This window comes from Streptomyces sp. NPDC019396 (genome assembly GCF_040632375.1).
In the GTDB taxonomy this organism is placed as follows: domain Bacteria; phylum Actinomycetota; class Actinomycetes; order Streptomycetales; family Streptomycetaceae; genus Streptomyces.
Genome location: NZ_JBEYBS010000014.1, coordinates 99,720 through 112,986 on the forward strand (window position 1 = coordinate 99,720; position 13,267 = coordinate 112,986).

At 72.2% G+C, this 13,267-nt stretch carries 12 protein-coding genes and 1 riboswitch; of the genes, 5 read left to right on the forward strand and 7 right to left on the reverse strand.

The genetic code is table 11. The features are described 5' to 3' along the window. Positions 1 to 46: 46 nt before the first annotated feature. Positions 47 to 286, reverse strand: coding sequence for a chaplin (locus ABZ532_RS18210; protein WP_361283969.1), 240 nt, complete (start codon positions 284 to 286; stop codon positions 47 to 49). Positions 287 to 570: 284 nt separating this feature from the next. Here ABZ532_RS18210 and ABZ532_RS18215 point away from each other — a divergent pair, with 284 nt between their 5' ends. Then, complete coding sequence (locus ABZ532_RS18215) at positions 571 to 1,728, forward strand: glycosyltransferase (RefSeq protein ID WP_361283972.1); 1,158 nt, start codon at positions 571 to 573, stop codon at positions 1,726 to 1,728. 87 nt (positions 1,729 to 1,815) lie between these two features. On the opposite strand, the gene ABZ532_RS18220 is transcribed toward ABZ532_RS18215, so the two are convergent. The 6 genes from ABZ532_RS18220 to cobN all read right to left on the reverse strand — a co-directional run bounded on the left by ABZ532_RS18220 (position 1,816) and on the right by cobN (position 8,901). After that, positions 1,816 to 2,484 (reverse strand): chaplin, encoded by a 669-nt coding sequence (locus ABZ532_RS18220; protein ID WP_361283975.1) that lies wholly within the window; start codon positions 2,482 to 2,484, stop codon positions 1,816 to 1,818. Positions 2,485 to 2,602: 118 nt separating this feature from the next. Beyond that, complete coding sequence (locus ABZ532_RS18225; protein ID WP_361283978.1) at positions 2,603 to 2,836, reverse strand: chaplin; 234 nt, start codon at positions 2,834 to 2,836, stop codon at positions 2,603 to 2,605. Positions 2,837 to 3,170: 334 nt separating this feature from the next. Beyond that, positions 3,171 to 3,362, reverse strand: a complete 192-nt coding sequence (locus tag ABZ532_RS18230; RefSeq protein ID WP_361283981.1) for a hypothetical protein — start codon at positions 3,360 to 3,362, stop codon at positions 3,171 to 3,173. A gap of 40 nt (positions 3,363 to 3,402) precedes the next feature. Then, positions 3,403 to 4,563, reverse strand: coding sequence for a methyltransferase (locus tag ABZ532_RS18235; RefSeq protein WP_361283984.1), 1,161 nt, complete (start codon positions 4,561 to 4,563; stop codon positions 3,403 to 3,405). An 84-nt stretch (positions 4,564 to 4,647) separates the two neighbouring features. Continuing rightward, complete coding sequence (locus ABZ532_RS18240; RefSeq protein ID WP_361283987.1) at positions 4,648 to 5,193, reverse strand: DM13 domain-containing protein; 546 nt, start codon at positions 5,191 to 5,193, stop codon at positions 4,648 to 4,650. A gap of 84 nt (positions 5,194 to 5,277) precedes the next feature. After that, on the reverse strand, positions 5,278 to 8,901 hold the full coding sequence (gene cobN, locus ABZ532_RS18245) for a cobaltochelatase subunit CobN (protein ID WP_361283990.1): 3,624 nt from the start codon (positions 8,899 to 8,901) through the stop codon (positions 5,278 to 5,280). Between the two features lie 36 nt (positions 8,902 to 8,937). After that, positions 8,938 to 9,086, reverse strand: a riboswitch (cobalamin riboswitch). Positions 9,087 to 9,144: 58 nt separating this feature from the next. On the opposite strand from cobN, the gene ABZ532_RS18250 reads away from it, so the two are divergent. The 4 genes from ABZ532_RS18250 to ABZ532_RS18265 all read left to right on the forward strand — a co-directional run bounded on the left by ABZ532_RS18250 (position 9,145) and on the right by ABZ532_RS18265 (position 13,138). Continuing rightward, entirely contained in the window at positions 9,145 to 10,461 is a 1,317-nt protein-coding gene (locus tag ABZ532_RS18250) for a cobalamin biosynthesis protein CobG (protein ID WP_361283993.1), read from the forward strand. Then, positions 10,458 to 11,102, forward strand: coding sequence for a precorrin-8X methylmutase (locus ABZ532_RS18255; protein ID WP_361283996.1), 645 nt, complete (start codon positions 10,458 to 10,460; stop codon positions 11,100 to 11,102). Before ABZ532_RS18250 ends, ABZ532_RS18255 begins: the two co-directional genes overlap by 4 nt. Positions 11,103 to 11,110: 8 nt before the next feature. Beyond that, entirely contained in the window at positions 11,111 to 12,619 is a 1,509-nt protein-coding gene (locus tag ABZ532_RS18260; RefSeq protein ID WP_361284249.1) for a precorrin-2 C(20)-methyltransferase, read from the forward strand. 99 nt (positions 12,620 to 12,718) lie between these two features. Beyond that, complete coding sequence (locus tag ABZ532_RS18265; RefSeq protein WP_361283999.1) at positions 12,719 to 13,138, forward strand: VOC family protein; 420 nt, start codon at positions 12,719 to 12,721, stop codon at positions 13,136 to 13,138. The last annotated feature ends 129 nt before the right edge of the window (positions 13,139 to 13,267 follow it).

Here is a 13,267-nt window from a genome sequence, read left to right on the forward strand (position 1 = left end):
GTCAGCGCCCGGCAGCGAAGCTGCTGCCGGGACCGCTGAGACCGTGTCAGGCGTTCTGGCAGCCCACGCCGGAGGCGGGGTTGAGCAGACCGACAACGCTCACGGTGTTGCCGCAGACGCCAACCGGGACGTGCACCGGGACCTGGGCCGTGTTGCCGGACAGGACACCGGGCGAACCCTCGGCAGCGCCGGTCGCACCGCTGTCGGCGGAGGCAACCCCCGCACCACCGAAGACCAGAGCGGCTCCGGTGCCTGCCAGCATGACCGACGTGGCGATTCGCTTCATCTTCCTGATTTCCTTTCGGGGTAACCGATGAGGGCAATTCGCTCAACGACGACACCTCTCGCCGGATACGGGAGAACCCCGAATGGGTTAACTCGCTGAACCTGGCCCACGCATCACAGGGCCATCTGCGCGATTCAGCCTGGGAATTCCGTTAGAATCCCCGCACTGCCCGACAACCGGCCCGAGCATGAATACGTAAATACGTGAAATACCGGGCCGCCCATGCGGGACATCCGGCATTCACCGTCCGACATTGGTCATATGCTCGGATCGGAGATCTGCACGTGCTGCCGCCACCGTCCCTTCCGCCGGGTCCGCCCGGCCCGCCCGGCCGCAGGCCGGCCGTGCTCCATGTCGTGCAGTCCGCCGACGGAGGAGCGGCACGGGTGGTGGCGGATCTGGTGACCGATCAGATCCGCAGCGGACTGCGGGTGGCCGTGGCCTGCCCCGACGGCGGTGGGCTCGCCCGCTGCGCACGCGGGCTCGGCGCCGAGGTCCATCGCTGGCGTGCGGGCAGCGGGCCGGGACCGCTGCTGCTGCCCGAGGTCGGGCGGCTGGCGCGGCTGGTGGCCCGGGTGCGCCCGCAGATCGTGCACGCGCACAGCGGGAAGGCGGGGCTGGCCGCACGGCTCGCCGTACGGGGCCGGATCCCGACCGTGTTCCAGCCGCACGCCTGGTCGTTCGAGGCGGCCGGCGGTGTCACGGCGGGGCTGGCCCGGCGCTGGGAGCGCTACGGGACCCGCTGGACGGACCGTGTGGTGTGCGTCAGCGAGGCGGAGCTGCGCACGGCGGAGCGTGCCGGTGTACGGGCCCGCTGGACCGTCATCCCCAACGGGGTGGACACCGAGCACTTCCGGCCCGCCCCCGATGACCGGCCGCGGGTCCGGCCGCCGCTCGTCGGTGATCTGCCGGAGTCCGCGCCGCTGGTGGTGTGCGTGGGCAGGCTGTGCCGCCAGAAGGGCCAGGATGTGCTGCTCACCGCCTGGCAGCAGGTGCTGCGCCGGATTCCCAACGCCTGCCTGGTGCTGGTCGGCGACGGCCCGGAGGCCGAGTGGCTGCGCCTCTCCGCCCCCGCGTCGGTGCGTTTCGCCGGCGCCGTGACCGACCCGGCGCCCTGGTACCGGGCCGCAGACCTGGTCGTGGTGCCGTCCCGCTGGGAGGGCATGGCCCTGGCGCCGCTGGAGGCGATGTCCTGTGGGCGCCCGGTGGTGGTCACGGATGTGGGCGGAGCGCGCGAGAGCCTCCCGCCCGGCCACGCGCTGTTCTGTCTGACGCCCCCGCAGGACCCTTACGCGCTGGCCACGGCGGTGGCGGACCTCCTGCTGAACGCGCCGCTGCGGGCCACCCTGGGACGCCAGGGGCATCTGCACGTGCAGTCCAGCCACAACGCCAGGATCACGGCGGAGGCGGTCGCGGACATCTACCGCGAGCTGGTGCCGTGAACGTGCACCGGCCGGGAGAGTCGAGGGGGACTCTCCCGGCCGGGGGCCGCACACGTGCGGGCGGGGGTGGTGAGGGTATCGAGGGGTTCAGCGCCGGGCGCCGACCGTGCCACGCCGGTACAGCACGCCTCCGCCGACCAGCAGGGCCATGGCCGCGGCAGCGGCGGCCACCGAGCCGGCGCCCATGCCGGTCTCGGCCAGCTGCGGGGAGTGGACGGCGCCCGCCACCTCGCTGTCGTCCACCGGACCACCGGGACCCGGCAGGACCTCGGCCACCGGCGTCAGCGGCGTGTTCGGCGGGACCTCGCCCGGAGGCACCGTGGTGCCCGGCGTCTCGTCGTTCGCGCAGGATCCGCCCGTCACCGGGTTCAGAAGCCCGACGACATCGATGGTGTTGCCGCAGACGTTGACGGGGGCGTGCACCGGGACCTTGACGTTGTTGCCCGACAGCACACCCGGGGAGCCCACCGTGTCGCCCGATGCCTCGGAACCGGACATACCCCGAGCCGAGGCGTTGGCGCAGACGCTGCCGAACGCCGGGTTGAGGGCTCCCACGACGCTCACGGAATTGCCGCACACATTGACCGGAACGTCCACGGGCACCTGGACGCTGTTGCCGGACAGCACACCCGGGGAGCCCTGGGCCTCCCCGTCGGCCTGGGAAGCGGCGCTGGCGTAAGCACTGTTCAGGGACAGAATGCTGGTGGCCGCCGCGGCCGTCAGGATTCCCTTGGTGATGACCTGTCGCTGTCGCATCTCGTTGTCTTTCCCGCTGTTGGTTCGAAGGCCGGTCCTGGGACGCACCGGCGGGCACGTCCCCGGACCGGCGGATCACAGCCCCTCAGGGCCACTGGTCCGCGTGACGAGCTGTTCGTCAGCCGTTCATGCAGGCGTTGCCCGAGGCCGGGTTCATCAGGCCGATGACGCCCACGGAGTTGCCGCACACGCTCGCCGGCACGTGCACGGGCACCTGGAGCAGGTTCCCGGACAGCACACCAGGGGAGGCGGAGGTGACTCCGGTGGCACCCGAGTCGGCGATGGCGGGAGAAGCGATTCCCATGGCCAGCACAGCCCCGGCGAAAAGTGTGGCCGTCTTCCTGTACTTCATGTGGATTCCTTTGGATTCCTAGCCCTTGGATCATGTCAATGCCGATGAGTGCCGCGGGCAGACTCACAAGACCCACGACCAGGTCATCGACGCACTTCCAACGAGCGGCTACCGGCGAAGAAACCCTCGATCCATCAATTCCACACGTCTGCCCGGCGGTCATATTTCCGCCTGCCGAATGACGTCAGGAGCCCCGCCTCCGGTACTCATGAACTTGTCCGCGCGTCGGTTCAACGCGCGCATTCGGGTTCTGGTTTCCCGAATTCACCCGAATGGCCGGGTGCATGGACGCGCGGACAGCGGACTGGCGGACAGGCGGAAGAGCCCCGGGGGGCTACCAGCGCGGCCAGCAGGAGCGCGAGACGATCGCCGTCCATTCACGGTCCGGCCCGGGGACGGCCTTGCCCTGGGCCGACCACTGGGCGAGCAGTGACGCGTAGATGGGCTCCGCGGTCCGCTCTGCCGGTTCCCGCCGGCTCGCCGGAATCAGCCCCTGCCGTTCCCAACGACCCTTGTGATCCGTCATGCACCCAATATCCCGTACAGGGGCATTCGATGGAGCGCAATCAGCGGCGTTTCACCGCGCGCAGTACGACGAACTTGGGGTTCCCGGCCACGGTCTCGCAGTTGCCGAAGAGACGGCGCAGCCTGGTGTGGTAACCGAGGTGCCGGTTGCCCACCACCCACAGCTCGCCACCGGGGCGCAGCGCGGCACGGGCGCCGGTGAACATGCGCCAGGAGGTGCTGTCGGTAAGGGCCCGATGGGTGTGGAACGGCGGGTTGTTCAGCACCAGGTCCGCCGAGGCGCGCTCGATGCCCGCGAGCCCGTCGCCCACGAGGAACTCGGCCTTGGCACCGGGGTCCGTGTTCGCCCGGAAGGTGGCCTCGGCCGATGCCACGGCCTGGAAGGACTCGTCCGTGAAGACCACATGGGCCTCGGGGTTGGCGACTGCCGCCGCCGTACCGACCACGCCGTTTCCGCAGCCCAGGTCGACCACCCGGACCGGGCCCCGGGGCTCGGGCAGGTGCTGGAGGAGGAAGCGGGTGCCGATGTCGAGGCGGTCGGCGCAGAAGATGCCCGCGTGGTTGGTGACGGGACGGCCGGACATCACTCCGATGTCCCCGGGCAGCTCGTAGCCGCGCGGCCAGGGCTCACCGGCCGGGCGCAGGGCCGGGTCGGGGGTGCAGAAGATCAGCCGTGCCTTCTTCACCGCGAGCGAGGTCCTGGTCGGACCGACGATCCGCTCGAACAGCCTCAGCGTGGAGGTGTGGATCTCGGTCACCATGCCCGTGCCGACCACGAGGGTGTCCGCGTGCAGTCGCGGGGCGAGCCGCTGGAGCTGGTCCTCGAGGAGGGCGAGGCTCTTCGGCACGCGTACCAGCAGGACGTCGACACGGTCCGGGGGCGGCTCCTGTGTCGACAGCAGCCGTACGCCGGCGAGCTGCTCGGCGGGCCGGTTGCGGGCGAGATTGGCGCGGGTGGCCTGCTGGGTGAGATACGAGTCGGTGATCTGCGCCGGGCCGTGCGAGGCGAGCGCGGTGGTCAGGGCGCCCCAGCGGTCGCCCAGGACGACCACGGTGCCGCCGAGGGCCGCGGGGTCCTCGAGTGATTCGAGGTGGCGCAGCAGATACTCGTCGGCGGCGTCCCAGGCGCGGAGCTGGTCACGAGGGTCCTCGGGGTAGCGGGTGAGCCCCAGATCGCCCCATGACGTGGTGAACGTGTTCATCGTCCTCCCAGGCTACGCGGCCCGTGGGCGGCCGGGTGAGCCGAAGGGAGTCACCCGGCCGGAGGCCCGGGGGAGAACCCAGCCCTACCGGGACAGCTCCGCGGCACCGAAGGAGACGTCGAAGCGGTCGCACCAGATGCTGACGCTCGTGTACTTCGACAGATCGACATCTGCGGGCAGGGCGTAGTTCTGGTCGCCCTTGTTGCCCTTGAGCTTGCCGAGGCTGACATGCGCGCCGTCGTCGAAGACCCGCCAGCCCGCCGTGCCCTCCTTGACCGGGGCATCGGTCAGCCAGACCCGCAGATCGGGGCCGTTGCTGGTGTTCAGGCCCTCGAGCCGGAGCACCCGGCTGCCGTCGGAGAGCCTGATGACCTCGACCTTGCCCTCGGTGTCGTGCTCATGACTGATGAACGTGCCGGTGGCGAGCACCTCGGGCCCTGCGGGCGCGGAGGGCGCGCCTGATCCGTCCACCGGCGCCGTGGGCACGGCGGCCTGCGGGAGCTCCTCGCGCACGGTCTGGTCCACGAACAGCTTCCACGGCTCGAACCAGTACACCCCGATGGCCAGGGCCACGGCGACGACCGCCAGAACCACCCTGACCACCGGCTTCTTCAGCACAGACGTTCTCATGCCCCCATTGAAGCCCGGGAAGGGGCTGCAACGGGGGCATCGGCCGATGACGAAATCCTTACGTGCCGCCGGAAGCGCGAGGCGCTACTCGTCGCCCTCCAGATCGCTCTCGGTCTCCAGGAGCACCTGGCGCAGCGCCTCGATGACGGCCGGGTCGGGCTTCTCCCACATGCCACGGGACTCCGCCTCGAGCAGCCGCTCGGCGATTCCGTGCAGCGCCCAGGGGTTGGCCTGCTGGAGGAACTCCCGGTTCTCCGGGTCCAGGACGTAGGCCTCGGTCAGCTTGTCGTACATCCAGTCCGCGACGACCCCGGTCGTGGCGTCGTAGCCGAACAGGTAGTCCACCGTCGCGGCCAGTTCGAACGCACCCTTGTAGCCGTGGCGTCGCATGGCCTCGATCCACTTGGGGTTGACGACCCGGGCGCGGAACACCCGCGAGGTCTCCTCGACCAGGGTGCGGGTGCGGACCGTCTCGGGGCGGGTCGAGTCGCCGACGTACGCCTCGGGAGCCGTGCCGCGCAGGGCGCGGACGGTGGCCACCATGCCGCCGTGGTACTGGAAGTAGTCGTCGGAGTCGGCGATGTCGTGCTCGCGGGTGTCGGTGTTCTTGGCCGCGACCGCGATCCGCTTGTACGCCGTCTCCATCTCCTCGCGCGCCGCCCGGCCTTCGAGCCCACGGCCGTACGCGTAACCGCCCCACACCGTGTACACCTCGGCGAGGTCGGCGTCGGTGCGCCAGTCGCGTGAGTCGATGAGCTGGAGCAGACCGGCGCCATAAGTACCGGGCCGGGAGCCGAAGATACGGGTGGTGGCGCGGCGCTCGTCGCCGTGCTCGGCCAGGTCCGCCTGGGCGTGCGCCCGCACGAAGTTGACGTCGGCGGGCTCGTCCAGCGAGGCCACCAGCCGTACCGCGTCGTCGAGCAGCCCGATGACATGCGGGAAGGCGTCCCGGAAGAAGCCGGAGATGCGCAGGGTGACATCGACGCGGGGGCGGCCCAGCTCATCGGCCGGGATCGGCTCGATGCCGTTGACCCGGCGCGAGGCGTCGTCCCAGACCGGGCGGACACCGAGCAGCGCCAGGGCCTCGGCGACATCGTCGCCCGCGGTGCGCATCGCGCTCGTGCCCCAGAGGGAGAGGCCGACGGAGGTGGGCCATTCGCCGTTGTCGGTGCGATAGCGGGTGAGCAGCGAGTCGGCGAGGGCCTGGCCGGTCTCCCAGGCGAGGCGGGAGGGCACGGCCTTGGGGTCGACGGAGTAGAAGTTGCGACCGGTCGGCAGCACGTTGACGAGGCCGCGCAGCGGGGAGCCGGACGGACCGGCCGGGACGAACCCGCCGTTCAACGCGTGGACGGCGTGGTCGAGTTCGTCGGTGGTGGCGGCGAGCCGCGGGACGACCTCGCGGGCGGCGAAGTCCAGGATGTCCGCCACGGCCGTTCCATGCCCCTCGGCGACGGTGGCGACAGCGGCAGGGTCCCAGCCGGCCTCCTCCATCGCCTCGACCAGGGCGCGGGCCGCGGCCTCCGCCTCGTCGGCGGTCGTACGCGTCGCGGCGGACTCGTCGAGGCCCAGGGCCTCACGCAGCCCGGGCAGCGCGGTCGTACCGCCCCAGATCTGACGGGCGCGCAGGATCGACAGGACCAGGTTGACCCGCTCGGCCCCGGTGGGCGCACCGCCCAGGACATGCAGACCGTCGCGGATCTGGGCGTCCTTGACCTCGCACAGCCAGCCGTCGACATGAAGCAGGAAGTCGTCGAAGCCGTCGTCGTCCGGCCGGTCCTCCATTCCGAGGTCGTGGTCGAGCTTGGCGGCCTGGATCAGGGTCCAGATCTGGGCACGGATCGCCGGAAGCTTCGCCGGGTCCATGGAGGAGATCTGCGCGTACTCGTCGAGCAGCTGTTCCAGGCGCGCGATGTCGCCGTACGAGTCGGCGCGGGCCATCGGCGGCACGAGGTGGTCGATCAGGGTGGCGTGGACGCGGCGCTTGGCCTGGGTGCCCTCGCCCGGGTCGTTCACCAGGAAGGGGTAGACCAGCGGCAGATCGCCGAGTGCGGCGTCGGGGGCGCAGGCCGCGGACAGACCCGCGTTCTTGCCGGGCAGCCACTCCAGGTTGCCGTGCTTGCCGAGGTGGATCATCGCGTCGGCGCCGAAGCCTCCGTCGTCGTGGCGGGCCGCGATCCAGCGATAGGCGGCCAGATAGTGGTGCGAGGGCGGCAGATCGGGGTCGTGGTAGATCGCGATCGGGTTCTCGCCGAAGCCGCGCGGGGGCTGGATGACGATCAGCAGGTTTCCGCGGCGCAGGGCGGCGAGCACGATGTCGCCCTCGGGGTTGCGGCTGCGGTCCAGGAACATCTCGCCGGGCGCCGGGCCCCAGTGCCGCTCGACCTGCTCGCGCAGTTCGGCGGGCAGGGTGGCGTACCAGCGCTTGTAGTCGGCGGCGGGGATACGGACCGGGTTGCGGGCGAGCTGCTCCTCGGTGAGCCAGTCCTGGTCGTGGCCGCCGGCCTCGATCAGCGCGCGGATCAGCTCGTCGCCGTCGCCGGACGCGAGGCCCGGGATCTCCTCCGCGCCGAAGTCGTAGCCCTCGGCGGCGAGTCGGCGCAGCAGGGCGACGGCGGAGGCGGGGGTGTCGAGGCCGACCGCGTTGCCGATGCGGGAGTGCTTCGTCGGGTAGGCGGAGAGCACGAGCGCGAGGCGCTTGTCCGCGTTGGGGATGTGGCGCAGCCGGGCGTGGCGTACGGCGATCCCGGCGACGCGGGCGGCGCGCTCGGGGTCGGCGACATAGGCGGGCAGTCCGTCCTCGTCGATCTCCTTGAAGGAGAACGGGACGGTGATGAGGCGACCGTCGAACTCGGGGACGGCGACCTGGCTGGCGGCGTCCAGCGGGGAGAGGCCCTCGTCGTTCTCCTCCCAGGTGCTGCGCGAACCGGTCAGGCACAGTGCCTGGAGCACCGGTACGTCGAGCGAGGCGAGCGCGCCCGCGTCCCAGGCCCCGTCGTCTCCCCCGGCCTGGGCCTCGGCGGGCTTGGTGCCGCCCGCGGCGAGGACGGTGGTGACGATGGCCTCGGCGCCGCGCAGCCGGTCGAGCAGCTCGGGCTCGGGGGCGCGCAGCGAGGCGACGTACAGGGGCAGGGCCTGGCCGCCCGCCGCCTCGATGGCATCGCAGAGGGTGCCGACGAAGGCGGTGTTGCCGCTCATGTGGTGGGCGCGGTAGTAGAGCACGGCGACGGTCGGGCCGTCGTCCGTGCGCTTCGTCCGCTCCAGGGGACCCCAGGTGGGCGCGGTCGCCGGGGACTCGAAGCCGTGTCCCGTGAGCAGCACCGTGTCGGACAGGAAGCGGGCGAGCTGCTCCAGGTTGTCCGGGCCGCCGTGGGCGAGGTAGGCGTGGGCCTCGGCCGCGATGCCGATCGGGACGGTGGACGCCTCCATCAGCTGGGCGTCGGGGGCCTGTTCACCGCTGAGGACGACGACGGGCCGGTCCTGCGCCAGCAGCACGTCAAGACCCTCCTGCCAGGCGCGGATGCCGCCGAGCAGCCGTACGACGACCAGGTCGGTGCCTTCCAGGAGACCCGGGAGGTCACCGACCGGGAGCCGGGAGGGGTTCGCGAAGCGGTACGCGACCGGGCCACCGGAAGCGCGGGCGCTGAGCAGGTCGGTGTCGGAGGTCGACAGCAGCAGGATTGTCGCGGGCGTGGTCTTCGCGTGCGTCATCGCGTGCGCAGGCCTTCCTCGGGGTTTCCGCGCCCCGGGTGGTCGTGGTCGGCGGGAGTTCCTGACTCGCCGGGCCTCGGTTGTTGCTGGTGTTTCCCGGGCCTGGCTCACAGTGGCGGGACCGCGCCGGATTTCCACCGGGCTTCCTCCCCGGGGCCCTGGGACCCCATGCCGCCTGAATAGTAGATGCTGGCCCGGGATCGCACGGCGGCCACCTGGAAGGACGTGGGTATGCTCGCCGCCATGCCGCCCACACCCACAAGCCCCGCAGACCCGGGCGAACCTCGTATACGGGACCGGGGCGACGCCTGCCCGGGGGCGCTGCGGCTGCATGCGGCGGACGACGGACGACTGGCCCGACTCCGGCTCCCTGGTGGGTTTCTGACGGGAAATCAACTCGATGCACTGGCCACGGCGGCCGATGAGCTGGGGGACGGATCGCTCAGCATCACCTCCCGGGGCAATGTGGAGCTGCGCGGCCTCGGGGACGCCTGCGGGGCGCCGCTCGCGGCACTGCTGCGGGATACCGCGCTGCTGCCGTCCGACACCCATGAGCGGGTACGCAACGTGGTGGCCTCGCCGCTCGCCGGACTGGACGAGCTCGGCTGCGCTGACGTGCAGTTGTGGGCCCGTGAGCTGGACGGACTGCTGTGCGGTGCGCAGTGGGCGGCCGGCCCGTCGGGTCTTTCCGGACGCTTCCTGTTCGCCCTGGACGACGGGAGGGGCGATGTCGCGGGGCTCGGCGCGGATGTGACGTTGCTCGCAGAGCGGGACGGCACGGCGGTGCTGCGGATGGGCCGCCGCCTCGCCTTCCGTGTCGCCCGAGCCGTCGACGCGCCGCGCGCCGCGCTCGCAGCGGCGGAAGCGTTCCTGGCGGCGGCGGCCGAAGCGGATACGGGCGCCTGGCGCGTAAGGGAGCTCCCGGACGGGCAGCACATCGCGGTGGGCGCCGGACTGGAGAGAGCGGGAGTGGCGGCGGTGCCGCTGCCACCGCCGCCCGGCGCCGGCTCCGACGGAACAGAGCGGTCCGGGCCCGCGGGGCCACTGCCCGGGATCGTGGCGGGCCCGCGCGGCCGGGCGGTGTCCGCCGTCGCGCCGCTCGGCCGCCTCACCGCCGCCCAGGCACGCGCGCTGCTGCCCGCCCCCGCCGACGAGATCCGGCTCACACCGTGGCGCGGGATCGTCGTGCCCGGGTTCGCGGACGACGGCGCGGCGCGGGCGCGGCTGGACGCGCTCGGACGGGCCGGGTTCGTCACCGGGATCGACTCGCCCTGGTTCGGCGTCGGGGCATGCACCGGGCGGCCCGGGTGCGCCAAGTCCCTCGCCGACGTACGCGCCGACGCCACGCCGGTCGACGGCCCCGGCCTCCCGGTGTACTGGTCCGGTTGCGAAAGGCGCTGCGGCCATCCGCAGGGAGACCACGTGGACGTGGTGGCCACCTCGGACGGCGCGTACCGGGTGCGCGTCCGCGGCCGCTGCGTACCCGTACCGTCCCGCGACCGACTCGCCGGCACCGTCGCCGGAGCCCGTACCGATTCCCGTACCCCCACACCGAGATGAGCGAGAAGAAGACCGTGTTCGACTACGAGAAGGACGGAGCGGAGATCTACCGCCAGTCCTTTGCCACCATCCGCGCCGAGGCGGACCTCGCCGCGCTCCCCGCCGACGTCAGCCAGGTCGCGGTGCGGATGATCCACGCCTGCGGCATGGTCGACCTCGTCCGCGATCTCGCGTACTCGCCCGGTGTGGTGGCCCGCGCCCGTGAGGCCCTGCGCGCCGGTGCGCCGATCCTGTGCGACGCGCAGATGGTCGCCAGCGGGGTCACGCGCAAGCGGCTGCCCGCCGACAACGACGTGGTCTGCACGCTCTCCGACCCGAAGGTCCCGGCACTCGCCGCCGAACTCGGCACCACCCGCAGCGCCGCGGCGCTGGAGCTGTGGCGCGACCGGCTGGACGGCGCCGTCGTCGCCGTGGGCAACGCGCCCACCGCGCTCTTCCGCCTCCTCGAGATGATCGAGGAGGGGGCGCCCCGCCCGGCCGCCGTCATCGGCATCCCGGTCGGCTTCATAGGCGCCGCGGAGTCCAAGGACGCGCTCGCCGCGCACTCCTCGGGCCTGGAACACCTGGTGGTACGCGGGCGGCGAGGCGGCAGTGCCATGGCAGCGGCGGCGATCAACGCGATAGCGAGTGAGGCAGAGTGAGCACGCGGATGGGCACCCAGCAGGTCGGGCGGCTGTACGGGGTCGGACTCGGTCCCGGCGATCCGTCCCTGATGACCCTCCGGGCCGTCGAGGTCATCGCGGAGGCGGACGTCGTGGCGTACCACTGCGCCCGGCACGGCCGCTCCATCGCCCGCTCGATCGTGGCGAAGCACCTGCGCTCCGACCATGTCGAGGAGCGCCTGATGTACCCGGTCACCACCGAGACCACCGACCACCCCGGGGGCTACCGGGGCGCGCTCGACGACTTCTACGAGGAGGCGGCGGCGCGGCTCGCAGCCCACCTCGACGCCGGCCGCACCGTCGCCGTGCTGGCCGAGGGCGACCCGCTCTTCTACGGCTCTTACCAGCACATGCACAAGCGGCTCGCGCACCGCTACCCGACCGAGGTGATCCCCGGCATCACCTCCGTGAGCGCGGCGGCGGCGCGTCTCGGGGAGCCGCTGTGCGAGGCGGAGGAGGTCCTCACGATCATCCCGGGCACGCTGCCCGAGGAGGAGCTGACGGCCCGGCTGGCCGCGACCGACTCGGCGGTCGTGATGAAGCTGGGGCGTACCTTCCCGGCGGTGCGGCGCGCGCTGCGGCGGGCGGGACGGCTCGACGACGCGCGGTATGTCGAACGGGCCACGATGGAGGGCGAGCGCACGGAGCGCCTGGCCGACGTGGATCCGGAGACGGTGCCGTACTTCTCGGTAGCCGTGCTGCCGAGCCGCATCGACCAGCAGCCCCCGGAAGCCCGGCCGCAGGGCGAGGTCGTGGTGGTGGGCACGGGTCCCGCGGGGCCGCTGTGGCTGACCCCGGAGACCCGGGGCGCCCTCGCCTCGGCCGATGACCTGGTGGGCTACACGACCTATCTGGACCGGGTGCCGGTGCGCCCGGGCCAGCGCCGGCACGGCTCCGACAACAAGGTGGAGGCCGAACGCGCCGAGTTCGCCCTGGACCTGGCACGCCGCGGACGCCGCGTCGCCGTGGTCTCGGGTGGCGACCCGGGGGTGTTCGCGATGGCCACGGCGGTGCTGGACGCGGCATCCCAGGAGGCCTACGCGGACGTGCCCGTCAGGGTGCTGCCCGGGGTGACCGCGGCGAACGCCGCGGCGGCCCGGGCGGGTGCGCCGCTCGGCCACGACTACGCGACCATCTCGCTGTCCGACCGGCTCAAGCCCTGGGAGGTCATCGCGGAGCGGCTACGGGCCGCCGCGAGCGCGGATCTCGTACTCGCCCTGTACAACCCCGGCTCGCGCAGCCGTACGTGGCAGGTGGCGAAGGCCCGCGAACTGCTGCTGGAACACCGGGCGCCGGACACTCCGGTGGTCGTCGCGCGCGATGTGGGCGGATCGGGGGAGAGCGTGAGGATCGTGCGGCTCGAGGACCTCGATCCGGACACGGTCGACATGCGGACGCTGCTGCTGGTGGGTTCGTCACAGACGCGGACGGTCCGGCGCGGGGCGCAGGGCCCGGGCGAGCGGATCGCCTGGACCCCGCGCACGTACCCCGGGTAGCGGCGGCCCCACCAGGGGCGCGGCGCGGGGCCGGGGCGTTGTCGGTGGCCGCGGTTAGTCTGCGGACATCGACTGGACCCAGTTCGGAGGGTGGTTCCCATGACCTCGCGTCTCAACCCCTACCTCAGCTTCGGCGGCGACGCCCGGCAGGCGATGGAGTTCTACAAGGAGGTCCTCGGCGGCACGCTGGCCATGCACACCTACGGCGAGTCGGGCGGCGGCCAGCCGGGCACACCGGAAGGCGACAGGATCATGCACGCCATGCTGGAGACCCCGAGCGGCTTCACGCTGATGGGCGCCGACGCCCCGCCCGGGATGCCGCACACGGCGGGCAACAACTTCTCGGTGAGCCTCAGCGGCGACGACGACGCCGAGCTGCGCGGCTACTGGGAGAAGCTGTCCGGTGGCGGCTCGGTGGCGGTACCCCTGGACAAGCAGGTGTGGGGGGATGTGTTCGGCATGGTCACGGACCGCTTCGGCATCCCGTGGATGGTCAACATCACCGAGCAGCAGGGCTGACCGGCCGGATGAGCGAGCGGATAGCCGTCGACCGGCCCTTCCCGCGTGCTCTGGCGGATGTGGCCAAGGCCGAGTTCCCGGGCTTCTCCGACGACCTCGACGCTCTCTGCCGATAGGGCTCGCCGCCGA